Annotated in this window: 27 protein-coding genes; 13 read left to right on the top strand and 14 right to left on the bottom strand. The window is 64.4% G+C overall.

The genetic code is table 11. From position 1 onward, the window contains the following. Positions 1-24 precede the first annotated feature (24 nt). Entirely contained in the window at positions 25-1,260 is a 1,236-nt protein-coding gene (locus tag NGM15_RS10850; RefSeq protein WP_253430682.1) for a GNAT family N-acetyltransferase, read from the bottom strand. Between the two features lie 321 nt (positions 1,261-1,581). Continuing rightward, complete coding sequence (locus tag NGM15_RS10845) at positions 1,582-1,779, bottom strand: hypothetical protein (RefSeq protein WP_008013187.1); 198 nt, start codon at positions 1,777-1,779, stop codon at positions 1,582-1,584. 239 nt (positions 1,780-2,018) lie between these two features. Between NGM15_RS10845 and NGM15_RS10840 the strand changes: the two genes are divergently transcribed. Continuing rightward, positions 2,019-2,327 (top strand): non-histone chromosomal MC1 family protein, encoded by a 309-nt coding sequence (locus NGM15_RS10840; RefSeq protein WP_253430680.1) that lies wholly within the window; start codon positions 2,019-2,021, stop codon positions 2,325-2,327. Between the two features lie 55 nt (positions 2,328-2,382). Here the strand turns inward: NGM15_RS10840 and NGM15_RS10835 are convergent, their stop codons facing one another. Together NGM15_RS10835 and NGM15_RS10830 are read right to left on the bottom strand one after the other, a co-directional pair. Then, entirely contained in the window at positions 2,383-2,628 is a 246-nt protein-coding gene (locus tag NGM15_RS10835; RefSeq protein WP_253430679.1) for a ferredoxin, read from the bottom strand. A gap of 184 nt (positions 2,629-2,812) precedes the next feature. Continuing rightward, complete coding sequence (locus NGM15_RS10830) at positions 2,813-3,982, bottom strand: CBS domain-containing protein (RefSeq protein WP_253430677.1); 1,170 nt, start codon at positions 3,980-3,982, stop codon at positions 2,813-2,815. 211 nt (positions 3,983-4,193) lie between these two features. Between NGM15_RS10830 and NGM15_RS10825 the strand changes: the two genes are divergently transcribed. Continuing rightward, positions 4,194-4,724 (top strand): 50S ribosomal protein L16, encoded by a 531-nt coding sequence (locus NGM15_RS10825; RefSeq protein ID WP_253430674.1) that lies wholly within the window; start codon positions 4,194-4,196, stop codon positions 4,722-4,724. A gap of 167 nt (positions 4,725-4,891) precedes the next feature. On the opposite strand, the gene NGM15_RS10820 is transcribed toward NGM15_RS10825, so the two are convergent. Further along, entirely contained in the window at positions 4,892-5,545 is a 654-nt protein-coding gene (locus NGM15_RS10820) for a ribonuclease HI family protein (protein ID WP_253430672.1), read from the bottom strand. A 383-nt stretch (positions 5,546-5,928) separates the two neighbouring features. Between NGM15_RS10820 and NGM15_RS10815 the strand changes: the two genes are divergently transcribed. Then, positions 5,929-6,522, top strand: a complete 594-nt coding sequence (locus NGM15_RS10815; RefSeq protein WP_253430670.1) for a metal-dependent hydrolase — start codon at positions 5,929-5,931, stop codon at positions 6,520-6,522. A 63-nt stretch (positions 6,523-6,585) separates the two neighbouring features. On the opposite strand, the gene NGM15_RS10810 is transcribed toward NGM15_RS10815, so the two are convergent. Continuing rightward, on the bottom strand, positions 6,586-7,428 hold the full coding sequence (locus NGM15_RS10810; RefSeq protein ID WP_253430668.1) for a beta-keto acid cleavage family enzyme: 843 nt from the start codon (positions 7,426-7,428) through the stop codon (positions 6,586-6,588). Beyond that, positions 7,425-7,616: a hypothetical protein gene (locus NGM15_RS10805; RefSeq protein ID WP_253430666.1), complete on the bottom strand. Its 192-nt coding sequence runs from the start codon at positions 7,614-7,616 to the stop codon at positions 7,425-7,427. The genes NGM15_RS10810 and NGM15_RS10805 overlap by 4 nt, the downstream gene beginning before the upstream one ends. A 129-nt stretch (positions 7,617-7,745) precedes the next feature. On the opposite strand from NGM15_RS10805, the gene NGM15_RS10800 reads away from it, so the two are divergent. Genes NGM15_RS10800 through NGM15_RS10790 form a run of 3 tightly spaced genes read left to right on the top strand, consistent with a single transcriptional unit; the run spans position 7,746 to position 10,844 of the window. Then, positions 7,746-8,717 (top strand): ring-cleaving dioxygenase, encoded by a 972-nt coding sequence (locus NGM15_RS10800; protein WP_253430664.1) that lies wholly within the window; start codon positions 7,746-7,748, stop codon positions 8,715-8,717. Position 8,718: 1 nt separating this feature from the next. After that, a complete protein-coding gene (locus NGM15_RS10795) occupies positions 8,719-9,921 on the top strand; it encodes an iron-containing alcohol dehydrogenase family protein (protein ID WP_253430662.1) in 1,203 nt (400 codons plus the stop codon). A 56-nt stretch (positions 9,922-9,977) separates the two neighbouring features. Further along, on the top strand, positions 9,978-10,844 hold the full coding sequence (locus NGM15_RS10790; RefSeq protein WP_253430660.1) for an ATP-grasp domain-containing protein: 867 nt from the start codon (positions 9,978-9,980) through the stop codon (positions 10,842-10,844). A 213-nt stretch (positions 10,845-11,057) separates the two neighbouring features. Here the strand turns inward: NGM15_RS10790 and thsA are convergent, their stop codons facing one another. From thsA to NGM15_RS10775, 3 genes are all read right to left on the bottom strand, one after another. Beyond that, positions 11,058-12,728 (bottom strand): thermosome subunit alpha, encoded by a 1,671-nt coding sequence (thsA, locus tag NGM15_RS10785; RefSeq protein ID WP_253438043.1) that lies wholly within the window; start codon positions 12,726-12,728, stop codon positions 11,058-11,060. Between the two features lie 436 nt (positions 12,729-13,164). Then, positions 13,165-13,722: a KH domain-containing protein gene (locus NGM15_RS10780; RefSeq protein WP_253430658.1), complete on the bottom strand. Its 558-nt coding sequence runs from the start codon at positions 13,720-13,722 to the stop codon at positions 13,165-13,167. 104 nt (positions 13,723-13,826) lie between these two features. Then, positions 13,827-14,684, bottom strand: coding sequence for a sulfurtransferase (locus NGM15_RS10775; RefSeq protein WP_253430655.1), 858 nt, complete (start codon positions 14,682-14,684; stop codon positions 13,827-13,829). A 239-nt stretch (positions 14,685-14,923) separates the two neighbouring features. Here NGM15_RS10775 and NGM15_RS10770 point away from each other — a divergent pair, with 239 nt between their 5' ends. The 3 genes from NGM15_RS10770 (at position 14,924) to NGM15_RS10760 (ending at position 17,104) form a co-directional block, all read left to right on the top strand. Beyond that, complete coding sequence (locus NGM15_RS10770) at positions 14,924-15,790, top strand: sulfurtransferase (protein ID WP_253430653.1); 867 nt, start codon at positions 14,924-14,926, stop codon at positions 15,788-15,790. Between the two features lie 164 nt (positions 15,791-15,954). Then, positions 15,955-16,593, top strand: coding sequence for a rubrerythrin family protein (locus NGM15_RS10765; protein ID WP_253430651.1), 639 nt, complete (start codon positions 15,955-15,957; stop codon positions 16,591-16,593). A gap of 187 nt (positions 16,594-16,780) precedes the next feature. After that, positions 16,781-17,104, top strand: a complete 324-nt coding sequence (locus NGM15_RS10760) for a 4Fe-4S dicluster domain-containing protein (protein WP_253430650.1) — start codon at positions 16,781-16,783, stop codon at positions 17,102-17,104. Between the two features lie 22 nt (positions 17,105-17,126). Here NGM15_RS10760 and NGM15_RS10755 read toward each other — a convergent pair whose 3' ends face one another. Beyond that, complete coding sequence (locus NGM15_RS10755; protein WP_253430648.1) at positions 17,127-17,291, bottom strand: DUF6757 family protein; 165 nt, start codon at positions 17,289-17,291, stop codon at positions 17,127-17,129. Between the two features lie 130 nt (positions 17,292-17,421). On the opposite strand from NGM15_RS10755, the gene NGM15_RS10750 reads away from it, so the two are divergent. Further along, entirely contained in the window at positions 17,422-18,294 is an 873-nt protein-coding gene (locus tag NGM15_RS10750) for a hypothetical protein (protein WP_253430646.1), read from the top strand. Between the two features lie 12 nt (positions 18,295-18,306). Here NGM15_RS10750 and NGM15_RS10745 read toward each other — a convergent pair whose 3' ends face one another. Then, the gene (locus tag NGM15_RS10745; protein ID WP_253430644.1) at positions 18,307-19,098 is read right to left on the bottom strand and encodes a PHP domain-containing protein; all 792 of its coding nucleotides are present in this window, start codon (positions 19,096-19,098) and stop codon (positions 18,307-18,309) included. Positions 19,099-19,362: 264 nt separating this feature from the next. Between NGM15_RS10745 and NGM15_RS10740 the strand changes: the two genes are divergently transcribed. Then, the gene (locus NGM15_RS10740) at positions 19,363-19,650 is read left to right on the top strand and encodes a DUF5789 family protein (protein ID WP_253430642.1); all 288 of its coding nucleotides are present in this window, start codon (positions 19,363-19,365) and stop codon (positions 19,648-19,650) included. Between the two features lie 411 nt (positions 19,651-20,061). Beyond that, a complete protein-coding gene (locus NGM15_RS10735; RefSeq protein WP_253430639.1) occupies positions 20,062-20,745 on the top strand; it encodes a hypothetical protein in 684 nt (227 codons plus the stop codon). A gap of 17 nt (positions 20,746-20,762) precedes the next feature. Here NGM15_RS10735 and NGM15_RS10730 read toward each other — a convergent pair whose 3' ends face one another. Further along, on the bottom strand, positions 20,763-21,776 hold the full coding sequence (locus tag NGM15_RS10730) for a DUF5784 family protein (RefSeq protein WP_253430637.1): 1,014 nt from the start codon (positions 21,774-21,776) through the stop codon (positions 20,763-20,765). Positions 21,777-21,885: 109 nt separating this feature from the next. Here NGM15_RS10730 and NGM15_RS10725 point away from each other — a divergent pair, with 109 nt between their 5' ends. After that, on the top strand, positions 21,886-22,059 hold the full coding sequence (locus tag NGM15_RS10725; RefSeq protein WP_253438040.1) for a DUF5786 family protein: 174 nt from the start codon (positions 21,886-21,888) through the stop codon (positions 22,057-22,059). A gap of 60 nt (positions 22,060-22,119) precedes the next feature. Here NGM15_RS10725 and NGM15_RS10720 read toward each other — a convergent pair whose 3' ends face one another. Beyond that, positions 22,120-23,169, bottom strand: coding sequence for a YkgJ family cysteine cluster protein (locus tag NGM15_RS10720; protein WP_253430634.1), 1,050 nt, complete (start codon positions 23,167-23,169; stop codon positions 22,120-22,122). Positions 23,170-23,199: the final 30 nt, after the last annotated feature.

Below are 23,199 nucleotides of genomic sequence, written 5' to 3'. Positions count from 1 at the left end.
CCTGATCCGCCTATAGCTCCCGGCTCAAGTCGTATCCAGGTCTAGCCGCGACAGGTGCCAGTCGTCGACCGTGCTCGAGGCGAGTCGCCGACCCACGTCGTCGTCGAGTCCGCGGGCGTACAGCGTTCGCGTGGTCGGCCGGAGGATCGGCTCCAGGGGAACCTGGGTGTCCGGAAGGAACCGGTAGCGGAGCGGATCGGGAAGGATGTCCCCGAATGCCGTGAGAAACGGCTTCTTCCGGTACGCCTCGAGCACCGCGAGGAACAGGTGCTCGAGCGCCGCAGCGGCGGGGTCGTTCGCGTCGACGCCGCGCGGGAGGGCGTCGACTAGCCGGACGTGGTCGTCCTGTGGCGAGACGATTATCGCGGCGATCGGGAGTCCGGTGTCCGTTCGCCTCGCGAGAACGGTCACGTACTCGTGGAGGGGATTGTCCAGCCGCCACCGGTAGAACGTGGACGACCGGCGGACGCGGATGCCGTCCAGCCGTGACCGGCGCGCGAGCGTCTCGAGCGTTCCAACTGGTGCTAGATCGTACCGCTCTACGTTCACGTCGACGTCCGCGTCGCGCAGTGATCGCCGTACGAGCAATCGATCACCCAGTCGGTGGCCCGTGGTCACGGCACTGGTGAGGGCGCGAGCGAACGCGTCTGCCGGCCTCGTCGTTTCGCCGGTGGTCGACTGATCGGTCGACTCGAGGCCGGCGTTCGTACCGGCTGAATCGGCGGTAATCGGCACGCGGGCGTCGACGGTCGAACCGACCGCCCGGAGCCATCGAGCGAGGACCGCCACGGGATTCTGGACCCGGTAGTACATCGGCACGGTTCCGACCGGGCGCCAGCCGAGTCGTTCGTTACCCGGTTTCGCCTGCGCGTTCGGGAAGTTGAAGAAAAAGGCCGGCCCGTCGTTATCGTATCGCTCGAGGCCCCAGCGGTTCATCGCCGTGAACAGCCCGCGACGGCGGTGCTCCGGGTGGACCATCGTGTCACAGGGTTGGAACGCGAGGTACGTCTCGTCGTCGACGCTGACCTCGAGCGGGAAGTAGGCGCGACAGCCGACGACGGTCCCCGAAGGCTGTCGTCTTGCGACGGCGATGGGAACGTGATCGACGTACGGGTTGGCCTCGTACTTCCACCGAAACCACTCGTCGGTTCGCTGGCGGCCGAAGACGGCAGCGTAGAGGTCCAGAAACGACTCCCGGTCGTGTTCGCGAAACCAGTCGATTGCGTACCCGGAGAGGTTCGGTGAACGTGTGTGTGTCACGATGTGGGGGGTGGGGTCGCGTGGTAATCTGTGCGATCTGGTACCCGGTACCTGGTACCGCCATCGGTCATAGCCGGGTTCGGTCGATTCGATTCAGACGATGCGGGCGGCAAACGGGGCCGCGATTGCAGCCGATCCCCTGGTACCGAGGACCCGACTCGACGCCGGCGTATCCGTCCGATAGCCCACTCTCTTTGGGAATACACCCACGAGTAGAATATAACCACCACCCTGCGATGACAACCGCCGAGGTGTATCGACCGCATACTCGCTGATAAGCAGCACGCTCGAGAGCAATTCGATACCGGCCGGCCGAGCGCGTTAGAATTCGTGTTCGACGTCGTCCTCGTCGGCTTTCTGGATGATGATCTTACCGTCCCTGACGCGGACGAATACCTCGTCGCCGATATCCATACCCGCGACCGCGAGTTCGTCCTCGTGGAGGTTCAGGTGAACGTTGTGATAGTTGCCGTCGTCGTCTTTCGCACCGCTTGGACTCAGCTTCTTTTTCCGTACCATCGCGGGTTTCTAGCACGAACTTCGCCGTAGGATATACTTAAGTGTTTTCTACGCCACAACGAATGCCTCCCGTTCACACGGGAGACGGAATCAGTCAATTCGCTTACCACGGCGTCGTCTACGAGTCTTGCCGAAAGGTGGTGTTCGCTACCCACTTAAAGATACCGGCGCCGTCGGCCGGTTTTCGGGGATATCTTTATAGTAAACCGTGTGCTGGGTTGACACGGAGGTCGAAAACCATGGTACGTGAAGACGGTAAGCGAAACTTTGCACTGCGCGAAAACGGCGGCGACGAATCGAGCGTCTTCTCGGGCAACACGCCCCGACAGGCCGCGCTGAAGGCGGCCCGGCGGCTCGATCCCGGTAGCAGCGAGGACAGCGCCGATCGCGTCGAACTCCGACTCCGCGAGAAAGGCACGGAGAAGGTCCACATCTACGACGGCTGGGCCTGGGAGGAAGAGGCGCCGGACGACAAGCCAGACTGGATGCCGAGCGATATCACCGAGGCGAACGTCTCGAAGAAGGGTATCGAGCACCTCGACGAGTAAGTCGCACACCACGACGATTTCTTGGCCGACGACGAGCGCTCGAGCGACGGCGTCGTCAGGGGATCAGTTGCTCGCCGTCGTCGTCGTAGATCGTGATCGCGTCGACGGGGCAGGTCCGGGCGGCGAACTTCGCGTCGAGTTCGGCGTCCTCGGGCACGTCGCGGACGAAGATACCGTCTTCGCCCTCCTCGGATTCTAACAGGACGGCTTTTCCCGCCGACTTGTCCTTCTCGAAGGCGCTCCACTCGGCGACGCACTGGTACATCCCGATACACGTCTCTTCGTCGAACTCGACTCGCATACTTGCCGGTTCGAGGGGCGAGCCTAAATCGATGACGGAGGGGGAGAGCGAGGCCTTGCACTCGAAACGGCACCATCGAAGCGTTCTTCTTCTAACTGCGATTCGGATAGGCCGGTCGGACGCTCGAACGCGAGGCACACTACGTGGCGTTTCTCCAGAAGGGAGGCTGATACCACTCGATCCGTCAGTCGGCCGTACTGATCTCGGCCGCCGGGTTCAACGCCCCGCTTTCGCGGATGATGTTCAGTGCGGTCATCAGGTCTGTCCGCGTGATCAGGCCGACGAGGTCGCCCTCACCCCTGCCGTCGACGACCAGGAGCCGGCCGATGTCGTCCTGTTGCATCCGCTCGAGTGCCGTCATCGCGTCGGCGGTCGGCTCGATGGTCTTCAATTCGGTGCTCATCACGTCCGAAACGGTGAACGCGTCGCGCTCGACGGGCTTGACGTCCCGGGCGTCCGAGAGGGTGACCAGACCGACCAGGTAACCGTCCTCCAGGACGGGGTAGCCGGTGTGGCGTTCGCTGAACATGCGGCGGATGAGGTCGGCGACGCTGGTACTGGGGCCGACAGTGTGGAGGTCCGTCGCTGGCGTCATGATGTCCGAGACGGTGACGCCCTCGAAGGCAGCCTTCATCGTCACTTGGCGAGACTCGCCGGAGGCGGCGATGTAGACGAAGAAGGCGACGGCGATGAGCAAGACCCGAAAGGTCAGGACGCCGAAGAGGGCCATGAGCACGGCGAACAGTTTTCCGACGCTCGCGGCCTGCTGGGTCGCCCTGGCGTAGGGCTGGTTGCGCGCCAGTAGCGCCCGGAGCACCCGTCCCCCGTCCATCGGAAACGCGGGGACCATGTTGAAGATCGCCAGGCCGACATTCAGGACGGCCAGGTAGCCGAGCACGAACCGAACCCCGTCGAGCGACGCCGGCGTCACGGTAAAGAGACCGTAGGAGGCGAACCCGACGAGGACGGAGACGATTGGGCCGGCGATCGCGATCGCGAGTTCCTGGCGCCAGTCCTCGGGCATCTCCGAGAGCGCCGCGAGGCCGCCGAGCAGCCAGAGGGTGATCGACTCGATCGGAAAGCCAAAGTGCTGGGCCGTCAGCGAGTGGCCGAGCTCGTGAAGTACGACGCCGACGAAGAGCCCAATCGCGGCCACGAGACCGAGTACCCACGGCGTCGTGCCGGTGGTGATGGCCTCGCTCGAGATGCCCGCGCCCATCACCTCGTTCAGGAGGTCGGCGACTGGTTCGATCTGGACTCCGATCAGGTACGCGAAGAAGGGGAGCACCAGGAGAAAGGTGACGTCGAGTTTGATGGGAATGCCGAACAGCGACCCGATCCGGAAACTCGTCATGACAGTGACTAACGGGGCAGTCCCCTTAAACGCGCCGTCGATCGGCAGTCAGTGGGGCGTATTTCGGTCGAACTGACGCACGTTTCCGAGCCGAATCAGGGGGACGATTGCGAGCGTCCTGGTCTGAATCCCGGTCTCTCACACCCACGGTACTGCAGGAACGGTTCGAAGCCTTTATTCCCGCGGTGGGCCTCGTTCCCATCAAGTAACCATGTCCGACAAACCTGCCTCGATGTACCGGCAAATCGACAAGCCGGCCTACACGCGACGCGAGTACATTACCGGGATCCCCGGTTCGAAGATCGCCCAGCACAAGATGGGTGACACCGGCGCCGAACCCGAGGACTATCCCGTCCAGATCAGCCTCGTCGTCGACGAGGAGTGCCAGATCCGCCACGGAAGCCTCGAGGCCGCCCGCCTCTCGGCGAACCGCCACATGATCAAGAACGCCGGCGAGTTTCAGTACAAAATGATCCTCCGGAAGTTCCCCCACCAGGTCCTGCGCGAGAACAAGCAGGCGACGGGTGCGGGCGCCGACCGTGTCTCCGACGGGATGCGCCAGTCGTTCGGGAAGATCGTCGGCACCGCCGCCCGCATCCAGCGCGGTGAGCGTCTGTTCACCGTCTGGTGTGACGTCGAGGACGCCGACTTCGCGAAGGACGCGTTCCGCCGGGCGTACAACAAGATCACGCCCCCATGTCGGATCGTCGTCGAGCGCGGCGAAGAGCAGCTGATCTCCTGATCGGTTCCTCGATTTTCGGCGTGTTCCGGTGCTCGAGCGGTCGCTTTCTCGTGTGTCGACTTTCGGATCGTACAACGTTCAATAGACGCCACGGTGAACGAACACGACGAATCTACAGGAGTCGTCGTGACCCGTTTGTCACCCTTTCTGTCTGAGAGAATCAACTGCTATCCAGGTCCGAAGGCTGCGATATCGGCTCCCACTGTGGCCAGTGCGTCGGCGGGGTTCGGGTCGCTGTCGGCCAGGTGCGTATACTGGTGGTCCGGGATGCTCGACAGTGCCGCCGTGACGGCATCGCTGTACGTCTCGACGCCCGGTTCCGTCGGGTCCTCGCCACCCCAGACGTCTCGGATGACCGTCATCGAGTCGATGCGCACGTCCAGCCTGCGTGGCTCGTACCGAGCCACCAGTTCGGAGAGCCCGAGCTGGAGGGCGACGTACTCGGCGGTGTTGTTTCCCGTCCGGGAGCCGACGGGTTGGCCGAGACGGGCGAGTTGGTTCTCCGCAGCGTCCACGATGACGGCGCCCGCCCCTGCGGGGCCGGGGTTGCCGCGTGAACTGCCGTCAACGTAGAGGACGAACGTGTCGCTCGTCGGTTCGGGGACGGGTGAACGGGTGAGTTCTGACGCCAGCAGGCTCTCGAGTGCGCGACGTAACTCGGCCGGGGTGGTTTCGGGGTCGAATAGACCGCCGTAGCCGGGGACAGCGTCGTCGATGGCGTCGATGGCGACCGCCATCTCGTAGCCGACGCCCGCGAGCACCTCGTCGACGAGCGTGGCGAGCGGTGAGAGGTGTCCGGCCGGGAGGGGGTCGTCAGTCACGCCACGTGCCCCTCCTGGCTTCGGTTCCGGGCGCTCACACTATCGCCTCCGGATAATCCTGTTGACTGGTCGCACCACTGCATATCGGTCCTCGATGCTCGAGCGGGATAACTGCTTCAGGTGGCACCGATTGCAGGCTGTTTCGAATCAGTCGCCCCTCGAAATCTGCAGCAGCTGAGACAAACGGCCTGCTGAATATGGAGGATTCGTGTCACTGCGTGCTCTCCCGTCACAATGGCAGTGGCAACGTTATCACTTATTATTTCCCACCATGACTTTCTACACGAATGGATCGAGCATTCCGCGACGGTGACCAAGAGAATGAAGAGTCGAGGGTACCAATTCCCTCGTCACCTACCCTTAGTAGACGATAGAAATACCAGATGGTACAACCATTGGGACACGTTGCTGTCGGATTGCTCTTCGCACTGCCCGCGTGGATTCTCTGGGATGGACGGACGAGCGTCGCATTTATCGCGTTCGTCCTGGTGACGTCGCGCTTGCCGGACATCGACCTCGCGTTACAATCACTCGGCCTCCCAGTGAAACACCACGGCGTGACCCACACCGTGGTGTTCGTGGTCGGGTTCGCCATCGTCGCCGGGTTCCTCCTCACCGCTGTGCTTAGCCCGCTGCTCCGACGGTGGTGGCAGACGTCCGAGGGAGAGGATGTGAGCCGGGAAACGATCTATGCGTTCGTGATCGGCGGGCTCACACTGGGCGGACTCGGTCACCTGCTGGCGGACGCCCTCGCATCGGACTGGGCCGAACCGATCGAACCGTTCTGGCCGATCTTCGAAGCCTCGTTCGAAATCGGTGTCGTCTCGTACGACTCGATGTGGGCGAATCTCGGGCTGCTGATCGTTGCGGTCGGACTCCACCTCCCGCTCGTCGCCACGGACGTGTTCCCCCTGGAAACCCGGTTCCGGGAGTGGACGGTGGAACTCCCGGACCTCCAGGGCAACGACGGCTATTGATGCTCCACTCTCTACCGAGCGATCACTCCTCACTCGAGGCCAGCGGACCAACACTCGAGTCGCCTACAACCCGAGAATCTCCCGTGCCTGTGCCGGCGTCGCAACCTCCCGCTCGAGTTCCCCAGCGATGCGAACGACCCGCTCGACCAGCTGGGCGTTGCTCGTCGCGAGTTCGCCCTGGCGGTAGTAGACGTTGTCCTCGAGGCCGACCCGGACGTGCCCGCCGAGGAGAATCCCCATCGTCGTGAGCGGCAACTGGTGGCGCCCGAACCCGAGCGTGTTGAAGAGTGCCCCGTCGGGAAGGTTGGAAACGGCGTTCAACAGATTCCGCGGCCGGGGGCGCGTGAGCGTGCCGCCGCCAAAGATGAGCGTGGCGTACACCGGGTTGGCCAGGTCGCGACGCTCGAGCAGACCGTGGACCTCGTTCAGGTGGCCGTCGTTGAACACCTCGAGTTCCGGTTTGATCCCGCGGTCGCGCATCTCTTCGTGGAGGGCATCGACCGTGCCACGGGTGTTCTCGCTCGTCAGATGGTCGTACCGGTTGAGCGGCCCCATATCGAGCGACGCCATCTCCGGCGGTGGATCCGTACGAAGCGGCAGGTGGCGATCTGCGGCTGGGGCGCCGGTCCCGCCCGTCGAGTGCTGGACGACGACGTCGTCGGCGTGCCTCCGCACCGCATCGTCGATGTCCTGGAAGCGTTCGGTGGCAAACGCGCGCTCGCCGTTTGGTTTCCGGGCGTGGAGGTGAACCACGGCGGCTCCCGCTGCCTCCGCGGCCGCGGCGGCGCGTCCGATCTCCTCGGGCGTCTCCGGGAGGTTCGGATTCGCCTCCTTGCCGTGGACGCCGCCGGTCAGCGCGGCGGTGACGATCAGCGGCTCGCCGGCGAGGTAGTCCGCGTAGCTCACGGCTCCGGCCCCTCGGCGTGTGCGCGATAGATCTCGCAGTGGGCCTCGTGCTCGAGGGCGTACCGGTCGCTGCAGATATCGGCGCGCATCGGCTGGACGAACCGCTCGGCGGCGGTACAGTACGCTCGCGGTCGGTCGAACTGTCGACCGTCGGCTTCGTCGCGGTACTCCAGGAACGGGCAGGTCATGGGGGTCCTTCACAGGCCGTCCCAATAACGATTCGGCGACGCCGACGTCCGGTGCTAACCGCCTCGTCACCCGATAACGTCGGTGTCCGAACAACCCATACGTACCTCCGGGTCCTACCAGGACGTACGATGTCACCGACTACGCCGGGAATTCATCACGTGACCGCCATCGCGGGCGATCCGCAACGAAACGCCGAGTTCTACGTCGAGACGCTGGGACTGCGGTTCGTCAAGCGGACGGTCAACCACGACGACACGGGCACGTACCACTTCTACTTCGGCGACGGCGAGGGGACGCCCGGGACGAACGTCACGTTCTTCCCCTGGACCGACAGCGGCCGACGGGGCCAGTTCGGTGCGGGGCAGACCCGGGAGACCGCCTACCTGATTCCCCCCGACTCGGTCGAGTTCTGGATCGACCGCCTCGAGTCGGCGGGGGTCGAGGTCGACCAGGACGAACGTTTCGGCGAGCCGGTTATAGGGTTCGACGACCCGGACGGGATCGGCCTCGAGTTCGTGGCCTCGGAGGGGGCGCTCGAAGCCGACACACAGCCGTGGCCGGAGAGCCCCGTTCCGGCGGACCACCAGGCCCGCGGGTTCCACAGCGTCACGCTCGCCGTCTCGGCGTTCGGACCGACCGCGTCGGTCCTCACGGACGTCTTCGGGTTCGAACTCGAGGCCGAAGCGGGCGGGCGTCGCCGCTACCGCGCGACGGGCGGCGGCCCCGGATCGATCGTCGACCTCGTCGAGACCGACGCAGAACGTGGGCGGATGGGCGTCGGCACCGTCCACCACGTCGCGTTCGAGGCGGCCGACCTCGAGGAACAGGAACGCTGGCGGGAGGCGTTCGCCGACCACGGCCTGAACGTGACCGAGATCATCGACCGCAAGTACTTCCGCTCGATCTACGCCCGCGAACCCGGCGGTGTCCTCTTCGAGATGGCGACGACGGAGCCTGGATTCACCGCCGACGAGGACGTCGACGACCTGGGATCGGGACTGATGCTTCCGGAGTGGCTGGAAAGCGAGCGCGACCGGATCGAGGCACAGCTTCCCGAGTTCGACCCCAAGACGATCGGGTCCGGGACGGGGGCGAACTGACGTGGCGCGTGACGACCAGTTTCGGTTCGAGTACGAGCCGGGGGTGCTGCGGTTCGGCACGGGCTGTGTCGACGCCCTGTCGGACGAACTCGCCCAGCAGGGGTTCGACCGCGCGCTCGTCGTCTGCGGATCGACGGTCGGCAGTACGCCCGAAGTGATTGACCCCGTCAAGCGGGGTCTGGGAGAGCGGCTGGCTGGCGTCTTCGCGGAGACGACCGCGAGCAAGCGCCTGTCGACGGCCGTCGACGGCCTCGAGGCGATGCGCGCGTGCGACGCGGACGTGCTCGTCGGCCTGGGCGGTGGCAGCAGTCTCGACGTGGCGTCGGTGATCGCCGTCCTGGACGCGAGCGACCGCGAGCCTGCCGAGGTCGGTCAGGAACTCGCCGAGACCGGTTCGATCTCGGTCCCCGACGGATCGTTGCCACCGATCGTCGCGGTTCCGACGACGCTCGCCGGTGCCGAGCAGTCGCAGGTGGCTGGCGTCACCGCCTCGCCCACCAACGGACTGGTCGACGAACCGGCGAGCGGCGGCGTCTCCGACCGGCGACTGATGCCGCGGGCGGTCGCGTACGATCCGGCGCTGTTCGCGACGACGCCAAAACCGATTCTCGCCGCGTCCGCGATGAACGGCTTCGACAAGGGCCTCGAGACGCTGTACGCCCGAAACGCGACACCGATCACTGACGCGACTGCGATGCGCGGCCTGCGATTGCTCCGTGATGGGCTGGAGGCACTCGGTGAGCGTTCCGTCGACGAGAACTTGCTACAACCGATCGCCGAGGGCATCGTGCTCGTGCAGTACGGCGTCTCGAGACCCGGGGAAACGACGCTCTCGATCATCCACGCGTTCGGCCACGGGTTGACTCGCACCTACGACGTCCAGCAGGGCACCGCCCACGCCATCGTCGCCCCACGAGTGCTCCGGTACCTGTTCGACACCGTCGACGCCCGGCGCGACCTGCTGGCGGAAGCGCTCGCCCCTGACCACGATGGCGACCCAGCCGATGCGGTCGTCGAGGCAGTCGAGGACGTCCGCAAGGCGCTGGATCTTCCCTCGCGGTTGCGCGACGTCGACGGCCCCGAACCCGAGGCGTTCCCTGCGGTGGCCGAGACGATTCTCGAGGATTCGTTCGTGGGCAACGCGCCGCCCGGGCTCGAGCCGACCGCTGAGGAGATCGAGGCCGTTCTCCAGGATGCGTACTGACCACCTGGTGACCGACGAGGCGCTGGACCTTTTACCGACTCGCACCCACTACCGGTATGATCGACCTCGCCGTCGCCAACCGGCAGGAGACCTTCGAGCGCATGCGCGAGCCCCTCGCCGAACGAGGGATCGCCTGCCACCACGTGCCGGTTCGCGAGCGAACCGTTCCGCTAAGGGAACCGCCCTGGACCCCCGACGAGTACGACCTCGGCTTCGTCTACCCCGGCCGGCTGATGGAAGGCGGCGTCGCCGACGCCCTCCTCCAGGTGCCGTGGCTCAACGGTCTGAAGGCCGTCGTCACCTCTCGGAACAAAGCGGGCGTGCTCGCTCGCCTCGAGCGCGCCGGCCTGCCAGTTCCCGACTCCGTCTACGTCTCCAATCCAGTCGACGACGACGAACTGACGGCCGTCTTCGACCGCTTCGACCCGCCCGTCGTCGTCAAGCCGAACTCGACGACCCGGGGCATCGGCGTCGCGAAGGCTCACGACCTCGACTCGTTTCTCGGGATCTGTGAGTACCTCTCGCTGGTCCACGACTACCGGGCGACCGGCGACAAGTCCTTCCTCGTCCAGGAGTACGTTCCCGGCGCGAGCGACTACCGCGTGATGGTCCTGGAGGGCGAATACGTCGGCGCGGTCGAGCGTCGACTCCCCGAGGGCGCTCGAGCCGACGGGCGATGGAAGCACAACGTCCACCGCGGTGGGCAGGCCACGGGCGTCGACCTGCCCGACGACTTCCGGGACCTCGCGCTTGCGGTCGCCGAAGAACTCGAGATTCCGTTCCTGGGAGTCGATCTCCTGGTGTCGGACGCTGGGGAGGCCGTCGTCAACGAGACCAACGCCCGCCCGACGATCGACGCCGCGACGAAGTACGAACCGGGTTTTTACGACGAGCTGGCGGCGGCGCTCGAGAAGCGAGTTTGAGGCAACACCTGTCACCTCGGATGCTGAGCGCTCGAGGGTCCGGTTAGGACCAGGTTGCATAGATATACTATCTATAGTTAGTTCTCGAGTGGGTCGTTGCCAGACCAAGGATGTCGGACACACCGCTGTCCGGTGGGAAAAACGAAAAATACGGGCCGATTACGCGTACGTTACTCGAGAGCGTGGGAGGTGGGGAGCTGGCGCCTGGAGCGCTTACATTGCGCCGCCCATGCCACCCATACCGCCCATGCCGCCCATGCCGCCACCCATACCGCCGCCGGGTGGCATCTCGTCGTCGCCGTCGTCGTCGCTGCTACCGCCCTTCAGTTCGCCGGCGGCGATCACGTCGTCGATGCGCAGCAGCATGACGGCGGCCTCGGTGGCCGACTCGATGGCCTGGGTCTTCACGCGCAGGGGCTCGTAGACGCCTTCCTCGGCCATATCGATCGTCTCGCCCGTGTAGGCGTCCAGTCCGGCAGCCGTGTCGCCGCCGTCGTGGGCGCTGCGAAGCTCGACCAGGGAGTCGATGGGGTCGAGTCCGGCGTTCTCGGCGAGCGTGCGCGGGATGACTTCGAGCGCGTCGGCGAACGCCTCGATGGCCAGCTGTTCGCGGCCGCCGACGGAATCGGCGAAGTCGCGCAGGGCCAGCGAGAGTTCGACCTCGGGGGCGCCGCCGCCGGCGACGACCTTGCCGTCCTGGAGGGTCGTGCGGACGACGCCCAGGGAGTCCTCGATGGCGCGGTCGATCTCGTCGATGACGTGCTCGGTGCCACCGCGGAGGATGAGGGTGACGGCTTTGGCGTCCTCGACGTCCTCGACGAAGAGGCGCTGGTCGCCGGCGACGTCCTTCTGGGCGACGCTACCGGCGAAGCCGAGGTGGTCCTCGGTGAGGTCGTCGACGCTGTTGACGGCTCGAGCGCCGGTCGAGCGGGCCAGGCGGTTCATGTCGCTGGACTTGACCCGGCGGAGCGCGATGATGCCCTCCTCGGCGAGGTAGTGCTGGGCCATGTCGTCGATGCCACCGTCGACGAAGACGACGTCGGCGCCGACGTCGACGAGCTGGTCGACCATCTCCTTGAGCTGGGCCTCTTCCTGCTCGAGGAACTGCTGGAGCTGGTCGGGGTCGGTGACGTTGACCTCGGCGTCGATCTCGGTTTCCTTGATCTCGAGGGCACCGTCGATGAGAGCGACGTTGGCGTCCTCGGCGAAGTAGGGCATGCTGTCGCTGACGCGCTCCTTGTCGATGATGACGCCCTCGACGAGTTCGGAGTTCTCGACGGAGCCGCCGACGACCTTCTCGACCTTGACGTTGTCCGTGTCGACGCCGTCCTCGTCGGCGACGGTCTGGACCGCGCGGACGACGAGCTCCGAGAGGAGGTCCTTCGCGTTCTCGGCGCCCTTGCCGGTCATCGCCGTCGCGGCGATCTGCTCGAGGATTTCGTCGTCGTCCTCGTCGACGTCGATGGCAATCTCCTCGAGTGCGTCGCCGGCTTTCTCGGCAGCCTGGCGGTACCCCTGAGCGAGGGTGGTGGCGTGGATGTCCTGTTCGAGGAGGTCCTCGGCGCGCTTGAGCAGTTCACCGGCGACGACGACGGCGGAGGTGGTGCCGTCGCCGACTTCCTCCTCCTGGGTCTCGGAGACTTCGACGATCATGTTGGCGGCGGGGTGATCGATCTCCATCTCCGTGAGGAGGGTGACGCCGTCGTTCGTGACGACGACGTTGCCCGTCGAGTCGACGAGCATCTTGTCCATCCCCTTCGGGCCGAGGGTCGTGCGCACCGCCTGGGCGACGGCTTTCCCGGCCGTGATGTTCATCGACTGTGCGTCCTTGCCGGACGTCCGCTGGCTGTCGTCGGAGAGTACGATGAGGGGCTGGTTGCCCATTTGCTGCTGTGACATACTCATGGATTGTTTGCTATTCTATATAAATGCTTCGTTATCGAGTTTGTTAAACCGACACACAGCGCCCGTGTCTTGCGTTTGTGTGTAACGTCGCTGGCGAGTATATATGTAGTCCATTACCGTGCGCCTGGGTTCGGTGGATCGATGAGCAGACTGGATAATGGGACGTGGGCCGACGGAACGTTCACTCCTCCCGTGCGTCCGCGAAAGCTCAAGTCCGGTCGCTCGAGGTCAATCACCTCGCCGATGCGGTCGACGGATACCCGAACCGTAATTTCGATCGACTTCCCTCGTCGCGTTCCGTCGTCTCGCCGGACCAGCCGCTGATGTGCCCGTCGCGAATACCGACGATGGTAAACTCGGTGTCCTGGACGGGAATCGCGTTGGCGCTCCCGGTCGGGACGGATCGAGGCCTCGATCAGGATTCGCTGCCGGGGAAGCGGTGATACTGCATTCCCTGGTGTTTCATCTCGTTGTGCCGGTCCTCGAGGAACGAGTAGACTGCGCCGTGGGGGGCGCCGTCGAGCAACATTTCGGCGGCCGTCCGGGCGGCGTCGACCTCCGGGGGCGTGCCGATGATGCCGAGCGTCGACCCGTAGATGACGACCGAGGCTCCCGAGAGTTCCTCCATGAGTTGGCGCGTGCGTCCGCCCTCGCCAATGAGCCGGCCTTTCTGTCGCTGGAGGTCGTTCTTGTTGCGGGCGACGGCGTCGATGTCGACCAGATCGAAGAGCATCATGTCGTCTGCGAGCAGGCGGAGCGCGTCGTCGGGGGCGAATCCGCGACCAATGGCTCGAACGATTTCGGGCCCCTTGAGGCCGCGGACGGGGTCGCCGACGGTCTCGACGGCGACCGACCCGTTCTCGGAGTCGATGTCGAGGCGGACCTCGGCTTCGGACTCGATCCGACGCATCGTCTCGCCACCCTCGCCGATGAGAACACCGATCCGGTCCTGCGGAATCTTCACGTGCTGCATGCCTCGAGTGTACTTCGTCGGGCCGGTTAAGCCCTTTGTCCGTGCGGGACGCCTCCACACGGCCCGGTTTCGCGTCGTACGCTCACGTACTCGTGGACGTACGCTCACCCGCTCGCTCCCCGCTCGATCACGCCGTCTCGAGCCTCCCACTCGGTCAGGCTCCCCTCGTAGAAGCCGACCCGCTCGAACCCGAGCCAGCGGAGGACGACGTACGTGTGGCTGATCCGGCGCGCCGTGTTGCAGTAGAGGATCACCCGTCTGTCGGGCGTGACCCCGTAGTCGGCGAACAGGTCTTCGAGGTCGTCCCTAGATTTGAGCCGACGGCGGTCCTCGTCGACGGTCGAGCGCCAGTCGAAGCGGACAGCCCCCGGCAGGTGCCCCGTCTCGAACTCCTCGCGCTCGCGCGTATCGACCAGGACGTGTTCGTCCGAGTCGGGTTCCTCGAGCACGGCCTCGATCATCTCGGTTTCGACCAGGGGGCTCGTCTCGCGTTCGCGGTCGCGGTCGTGTTCGCGTTCGCGGTTCTTGTCGAGGTCGAGGTCCAGCGGCCACGCCTCGTACGCAGTTTCCTCGAACGCCGTCGGCTCCTGGGACGTCTCGTGCTCGCGGGCCCAGCCGCTGTAATCGGTCTCGAGCAGGCGAACGTCGTCGTGGCCGTAGAGCCGGAGAGTGACGAGCACCCGGGCGGCGAAGACGCCGTAGGTGTCGTCGTAGACCACGACGGTGTCCGCGGGCTCGATGCCAGCCGAACCCAGGAGGGATTCGATGACCGATTGCCCCGGAAGCGTCCCCGGGTCGTCGCTCTCGCGGTCGCGAAACGCGTCGAACGGGAGGTTCACCGCTCCCGGAAGGTGACCGATGCCGTCGAACTCCCAGGCGTCGCGCACGTCCAGGAGACGGACCGACGGGTTCTCCCGGTGGGCTTCGAGCCAGTCGACCGAGGCGACGATGGTCTCGCTCATCGACGAGGATTCGTCGTCGAGGCTCCAGAGACCACCGGTCACGGCAGGTGTCCCCGTCTGACCGAGGTAGCGGCAAGAATGTCCGAACCCGGGACTCGATCGGTCGGAAACGCCTCGAGAACGCCGGTCGCGGTCCCGAGGCGCTTCGAAGTGGCGGCAAGATTAGCCAGTATGGTCGAGCGACGACCGTATTGGCCGATTCGCCAGTCGCTTTCCGTGCCGTCCCCATTGTACCGGCCATGGCAGACGACACCTACGCCAACGACGTCCTGGTCACCGCCGACTGGGTGGCCGACCGACTCGATCAGTTCGAGAGCGACGACCCCGAGTACCGACTGCTCGAAGTCGACGTAGACACCGAGGCTTACGACGAGAGCCACGCCCCCGGCGCCATCGGGTTCAACTGGGAGACCCAGCTCCAGGACCAGACGACGCGCGACATCCTCTCGAAGGAGGACTTCGAGGACCTGCTGGGCAGTCACGGCGTCAGCGACGACTCGACGGTCGTGCTGTACGGCGACAACGCCAACTGGTTCGCCGCCTACACCTACTGGCAGTTCAAGTACTACGGTCACGACGACGTCCGCCTGCTCGACGGCGGCCGCGAGTACTGGCTCGAGAACGACTACCCGACGACCGACGAGGTCCCCGAGTTCTCCGCCGTCGATTACGATGCGTCCGGCCCGCGCGAGTCCATCCGCGCCTACCGCGACGACGTCGAGAACGCCATCGACAAGGGTCTCCCGCTCGTCGACGTCCGCTCGCCCGAGGAGTTCTCCGGCGAAGTCCTCGCGCCTCCGGGACTGCAGGAGACCGCCCAGCGTGGCGGCCACGTCCCCGGCGCGAAGAACATCTCCTGGGCGGCCGTGACCGACGACGACGGCACGTTCAAGAGTCGCGACGAACTCGAGGAACTGTACGGCGAGGAGGGCATCGACGGCGACGAGACGACCGTCGCCTACTGCCGCATCGGCGAGCGCTCTTCGGTCGCCTGGTTCGCGCTTCACGAACTGCTGGGCTACGAGGACGCCGTCAACTACGACGGCTCCTGGACCGAGTGGGGCAACCTCGTCAACGCGCCAATCGAGACCGGCGACGGGAGTTGAACGGGGCCGAACCCGACCCGGTGCAATCGAGACTCGAGAACCCGAAAACGACCGTTCGAGCACCGAATCCGCTAAATTCGTCCGCCGTCGTGAGCGGCTCTCGCCGATTACGGCGATAGGGCGATAGAAACACGATTCTCCGCGTCCATCGTTTACACAGACTCATGACCGACACCGACACGTTCCCCGAGACCATCGAAGACGAGAACCGGACTCCCCTCTCCCGACTCGGCTCCTCGAAGTCGTTGTACGCCGCGACCGAGGGCGACATCGACACCGACCCCGTCCTCCGGGCGGCCGCGGATGCCGAGTACGCCGCCTGGCGGACGTTCGAGGCGTGGGCCGACGACGAACCCCACGACGGCGCTCGCCGGGCCTTCGCCTCGGCCGCGAGCGACGAGCGCGACCACTACGAGACCGTCACCGACCTCCTCGAGGACGATCTCGACCCCGGGGAAGCGGAGACGCCCGCGCTCCACGAGTTCCTTCGCGAGCGCGAGGACACCGTCTCGCGGCTGGGCGGTCTCCTCGGCCGTATCCTCGCCAGTGACCGCTCGAAGAGCCAGACCGTCGGCTTCTTCGTCGGCAGCGCCGACCCCCGGACCGCACAGGTCTTCCGGGACTTCGGCGACGATCTCGAGACCCAACGCGAGGTGACGCTCGAGGCGCTCTCGACGGTCTGTGAATCCGAGGAGGACTGGAACCGGGCGAAAGAAGCCGCGACGGGAGCAATCGAGGCGGCCTACGGCGAGTACGTCGAGACCCTCGAAGGACTGGGAGCGAACCCGAAGCCGGTCTGTTGAGATCACCGTTCGAATGGTCGTGTTCTCCTCTCGTCCAATATATAGCCTACCGCAGCGAAGAATAGTCAGAAAATCGAGAGGCCTTCACGTCCTGCGCTTTTAGGCTCACCTAACTCGAGAGTGCGCCGCGGAGTATATAAATAGAGGGATACAGTTAAGGGCCCGTCGTACGATGTGGATGTTAGCAATGGCCATTGATCCGCAGTTCCACGAGAATCGAGAGAAAGTCGGCGAGGAGAACGGCGTCGCCGTCTGGGGGCCGGTCGACGAACCCGAGCAACTCGGGATCCACGGCACCCACGTCGCCGTCGACTACGACATCTGCATCGCGGACGGGGCCTGCCTCGAGGACTGTCCCGTCGACGTCTTCACCTGGGTCGACACGCCGGGTCATCCTGAGAGCGATCAAAAGGCTGAACCAACGAAGGAGGCCCAGTGCATCGACTGCATGCTCTGTGTCGACGTCTGTCCGGTAGATGCGATCGACGTAGACGCGGGTCGTACGGCGTAAAAAGGGCGCAAGCGGCGTTTTTTCACTCCGCGCGGTCGACGTTGACTCGTTCTTTCAGCGTCTCGAGACCGTCTGCCTCGGCGAGCTCCTGCAACCGCTCCCGGAAGTGCTCCTCGCAGAGGCCGACCCTGAGCCCGTCGGACTCGGCGGCGAAAGCGGCTTCCTGGTCGCAGTAGTGGCAGTTCATACGGCCCTGTATGGCACCAGTTGCATTGAACCCTCCGTTCTCGTCCGACGGGCCCACTCCGATGTCCGCCGACACGACGACGCGGCCCCAACCCAAACGCGTAAGATAACATCCTGTATACAGGTCGATAATGCAGGGTAGCGCCTCCCGTGCTGGTCTCGTGATTCTCCTGGTCATCCTCCTTGCCGGTTGCAGCGCGTTCGGCTCGGGTGTCGGAGATTCAGATCGAGAGCCCTACGGTGTCGACGAGCCGATCGATCCGGAGCCCCCGGAGCCCGACGAACTGCTTCCAGGACTCACGAGCGAGGGCGTGACGAGTTCACACAAGCTCGCCGGGGCCCACGCCAGCGCGCTCTCAGACCGACACTTCAGCCTCGAACAGACCACGACGAGGTATCGCTCGAATGGCTCCGTCGCTCAAGAGCACCGACTGAACACGACCGGTGAAGCTGACGGGCCGATACTCAGTTACGTGCGTTTTGACTACGTTGACACGGAGGACGAAGCCAGTTACGTCAGCCAACAGGACGTCTGGCACGCGAACGAGACATACCTCCGCACCCGAAGCACGGACGGCTCAGTTCACTACGATCGGGCGGCCGGTTTCTCCTCGGCATTCCTGGGTGTCGGCGCCGTTCAACAGGGTCTCGACTCGATGAAGAACGTGTCTGTGGCGCGCGCCGAACGCGAGGGCGAGACGTACTACGTCCTCGAGTCGTCCGATCTCAGTCCGGATTTCTCCAACAGGGAGAACGCCTCGATGCGCGCGGTCGTCCACGAGGAGGGCTACGTGGCGTCTTTTCGCTGGGAGTACCAGACCGTCAGACAGGAGACGTTCACGGAGGTCGTCGAACTGTCGACCGCTCGCGTCGGTGACCCCGACCTGAACGTCACGGCTCCGGAGTGGCTCGAGGATGCGAAGGAGGCGACTCGAGACGAGCAGGGTGAGCCATCCGAGACCGAGACTGAGGCCGAGGAAACCGGAACTGAGACCGAGACGTAAGTATCCGCTCCCTCAGACGCCCTCGACGGGAACGGGAAACTCGAGGGCCTCGTACTCCGCCTGTGACAACCCGGCGACGCCCAGTTCCGTCTCGTGAGCGTCCGTCCCCCCGGTCGCGAGCAGGTCGTAGCGCTCGATGGTTCGCTCGACTGGCTCGAGGTCGACCTCGCGACCGTAGGGGTAGGCCAGCTCGACGGCGTCGAGATCGGCGGTCAGCGCGAGTGCGGATTCGGGATCGGGGTATCGCAGAGGGTGAGCCAGCGAGACGATCGAACAGGCCTCGACGAGGATCTCGCGTCCCTCCGAGAACGACGTGACGTCCCGCGGCACGTAACAGGGCCCGTCGTTCCCGATGAGGTGATCGAACGCTCCTCTGTAGTCGTAGCCCGAATCGGGATGGCTGGCGATGGCTCGAGCGACGTGCGGACGGCCGAAGCCGGTGTCCACATCGAGACCGAGGTCGATCCGCAGTCGTTCCTCCACGCTCTCTACGATCTTCCGCCCGCGTTCACGCCGATCTCGCTGAATGCGTTCGGTTTCGGCGACCAGGGCGTCGGTTCGCTCGACGCCGTAGCCGAGCAGGTCGACGCGCTGGCCCTCCTCGGTTTCGACGCGGAGTTCGATCCCCTGGACGAGCGTGACGCCGTCGCGCTCGACGACCGTTTCGTCGAATGGCTGGAGGCGGTCGTGGTCGGTGATGGCGACAACGGAGATATCGGCGCGGCGGGCGGCAGCGGGGACGTCGGCGAGTTCGAGGCTGCCGTCCGAGCGCGTCGTGTGAACGTGAAGGTCGGCGTAGGGCATAGTGGGTGCTGACGGGCCGACGTTAAAGCGGTTGTCAGTTCCTTCGGGACGGGTCGGGTGCTCGTCTCGGGGGCCATCGACGAACACGCCGATCGACTGTCCTTACTATATTTCCTATATCAATAACTAGATCGCCTCTCATACGAGAAATAGGCCAATCGACAGGTGACTCTAGGGGTCATTAATGAATCAAAGGAATACAGCCCTCCTGGGAGATGTTTATGGACAATGTTTATAATTATTGTTCAGGTTGGTCTGGCTGTAATGTTTCGTAACCGAACCAGCGAGTTCATCGACGCCCACGAGTACCCCGCGACGACGGAGGAACTGATCGAGGCCTACGGCGACCGGGACCTCGAACTCCCGAACGGGTCCGAGCAACTCGGTGACGTACTCGGCCGCCTCGAGGGCGAGACGTTCGAGTCCGCCGACGACGCCCAACTGGCGGTCTACTCCGCGGTGAGCGACAAGGCGGTCGGTCGCGTTGGTTACTCCGACCGGGATCCGACGCCGCTCGGTAGTCCGTACGCGCCCGTGCCGATGTCGTTCTAATTCCGGATAAGGACTATAAATTCCACCATCTCGTCACTATTATAATGTAGGATTTAGTAGTAATCACCATGGTCGAAAAAACACTGATAATAGCCGGCTTGACTGCTATCGCCGCTGTGGCCTCACTTTTCACCGTTCTGAATGCAAATTCGACCGAAGGACAGTTGTGGGCCCTAGTCGCAACTGTCGTCCTTGGAACTGTGACATTCTATTTTGCAAGTCGAGGACTATCCATCATATCTTAACTCACCTTTTCGGATAGTTTTAGCGTCAACAAAGTCTCGTCACCTTTTAGCTGAGGACCTCCTCAGAACCACACCCTTTCTAACTAACGTATTATAAATCTACACAAAAATATTTACTAATATGAAATAGGAATATATATTAAATATAAGTACAACTAATTACACGATGGTAAAGGAAATTAAACGACGGACAGGACGACGCCGATTTATTAGTAGCACCATCGCAGTAGCTGGTTTCACGATGTTCGGGGCGACGGGGGTAGGTAGCGCCGATGGGCGATCCAACGGCGGTCAAACTGCAATCGTACTCGAAAACGGAGAACTGACATTAGATGAGTCGGGTGAGGGCATTTCGAGTGCACAAACTGCCACCTATAATCTCGACCGGATACTTGAAGGACTCAACGACGAGAAACAGGAGGGATATCTCACCTTCGAGAGACATAAGGGTGACGTCTTTGCGAACCCAACCGACTTGGCCCGCGAGGAGTACGTTTCCTTGACCGACGGAGGGGTAGGTACTTATTGTGGAACGACTGCCTTCGACTACAAATTGCCAGGGCTGACACGGCCATACGCGACCTATTATTTCTACCTCAATGACGAAGATACTGAATACGTCGCAACGCGAGCCAGCCAGGGGGCTGCCGTTTCGGGGCTCGCCAGTTGGATTGCCTCAGCCACTGGAGCAGGTACCGTAGCGGCCGGAGTTCTCGCCGCTCTGGCTGCCTTTCTCGCGATCAGTGCGGCGGAGTTGAGCTACAAGAACGACGGGTGTGGGGTCAGAATTCGGGTATACGATCTCCCTATCACACCAGGGCCCAGCTGGGTCAGCGTGAGCGCACAGTAGCTGGTCACGCGACCCGCTCAGTCGACAAACGAAATCGCGTCCCCGAGGTCGAGCGGTACCGACCCCTTCTGATACCCCTCGACGCGCCCGTCGGGCCGAGCGCGGTAGACCACCGCGGGCCGGTGGCGAACGTCCGGTTGTTCGCCCCGAACGGCCGCCCAGGCGTCGTCGGGGAAACTCGAGCAGTCGACGAACAGGGTCGCGCCGCCGCCGTGATTTGCCAGCTGGCCGCTGGTCTTCGTCTCGGCGGTGTCTCTGACGGCGGCGACGGGGCCCGCGGCGGCGCGGTTGGCAGGCGGCTGGGGGCGGGTGACCTCGACCAGCACGTTCGTGCCGGTCGCGGCGTCCTCGGCTCGATAGTCGAGCGAGTGGCCCGTCGTCACCTCGATCTCAGGCGTGATCTCGTAGCCGGCGTCGACGAGAATCTTCGCTGCGATGAACTCCGCCATCGCTGCGCTCATGCGAACCCGGTCGACGTGCGGGCTCGTGCCGAGTTTGCCTGCCATCACGTCACGATAGGGGTCGAGCGCGCCGGTCTCGAGGATTTCCTCGATGAAGCGTGTCGCTTCTCGCCGGCCCGCGTCGGGGAAGCCCGCGGCGTGTTCGCGGAAGAACGCTCGCGTCGACTTGCGGCCGTCTTTGGACATGAACACCGGGAGGAAGAACCACGAGAGGTACGGGTAGTCGGCCAGCCAGGACTCGCGCTCGTGGAGCGTCGCGAGAAGTTCCCGCTGGGCCCACCGGGCGACCTGGTAGGGGACGTCCTCCCAGGCGTACTTGTCCGTTCGCCAGAGCGACGAGGGCGTTTCGGTGTTACCCATCCAGTAGGCGTCGTCGTCTGACCGAGCGAAGAGGGCAATGTCGCCGTTGGCCATCTCGAATCGATGGGTGTCCCACTGATCGCCGATGGCGTACCACGGACCGGCGTCTCGAGCCCCGATGTTACCGTTTAGCGGGTTGAAAATCTCCTGTCTGACGCGCTGGTCGGACCAGCGCTGGGGCGAGTATCGAAAGCGAAGCGGCCGTGCCACGAGCGATCGTACGGACCGAACCGGCATACGTCTTCCTTTCTTTCGAAGTGGTGATGTGAACGACCGTTACATTCATATGGCGATCGTTCCTACAATGAGTGTACTTGCCATGTCAATGGGTGCCTATGACGAAGACGAACACGAGCGCCGCGAACGCCAGGTGTCCCGGGTTGACACCGACTTCGACGACGAACGAACGATCCACGAGGGAACGATCGAGTACGACTCCGGCGACTCCGCCGACGCGCTGCTCGACAAGTTCCGCGAGATAAAGTCGAACTGAGGGCTGCGGCCCATTTTCGACGTTACTGCCCCCCGAGAGCCATCCATAGCGACCGCCTCCTCAATCGGGCCAGCCCGGCGTTTCGGGAGCACCACGAGCGACCTCGACGGCCGCTCCCTGTGACGGGTCGGCCGGTGTCTCCGACGCGCGCTGTTCCCACTCGCGGATCGCCGCGCCCGCCCAGGAGTCGGCCTCCAGGACACGCTCGTACGCCTGATCGTAGTGGTGATCGGAGATCGCGAGCGTCCCGGGTGCGGAGGCGGCGGCGACGGCGACGAAGGCCGCCCGATCCTCGGTCGTGAGCTCGCCCGACACGAGGCGCTCGAGCCGTCCGTTGAGGGCGTTGGGGTCGGGGTGGACGAACAGCTTCTGGCCGATCGCCTGGGGACCGAGGAGCAGGCCGTCGGTGGCTTCGACGTCGACGGTGACGCCCTCCTCGTCCCGTTTCGTCCCTTCGCCGTCGTTCGAGTCGTCGAACCGTATCCGCTCGCCGCCGACGGCATCCTCGACGCGTTCGCACTCGGTTTGTTGCTCCAGGGCGACGTTGTGGGCGGGGTACTCCGCGCACTCGCCCGGGTACAGGTCGTCGCCGTGGATGCGACACTGGAGGGTTTCGGGGTCGAGAAACGTACAGGTCGGCAACCAGGCGGCGTCTTCGCGACCGAAGGGAGCGACCGGCTTCGGGGGTTTTCTGAGCCCGACGAAGAAGGCCGGGCGCCCGGCGATGGCGGCGACGTCGTAGCCGTCGATCGAGACGGAGTCGTCGACCGCGTCGGCCTCCCACAGTCGTGGGATCAGTACGTCGCCGAATCCGGCCTCCAGGAACGCCCGGACCTCGTCGCGGGTGAGCGGCACGAGGTTGTAGACGTCGTCGATTGCGTTGCGACGGCGAATTGGGGTGCCATTCGTTCTCGTCTCCGTCTCCGTCTCCGTCTCCGTCTCTGTTCCTGTTGCAGTCTCTCCTCCCGTCCCCGGTTCTTCCCCACCCCCCTCACCCGAAGCGACACCGAGTCCGCGTCGCTCGTGCTCGATGGCGTCTCGCTGATCGCCCTCGAGCAACGGTCGCCAGTCGATGCAACAGCCAGCACAGCCCTGGCAGTACACCCGCATATCGTGTGGTTGGCTGTCCAGGAATATCAA

Origin of the sequence: Natronosalvus halobius (assembly GCF_024138145.1) — an archaeon.
Taxonomy (GTDB): Archaea; Halobacteriota; Halobacteria; order Halobacteriales; family Natrialbaceae; genus Natronosalvus; species Natronosalvus halobius.
This window is presented reverse-complemented; position numbering and strand designations above follow the sequence as displayed.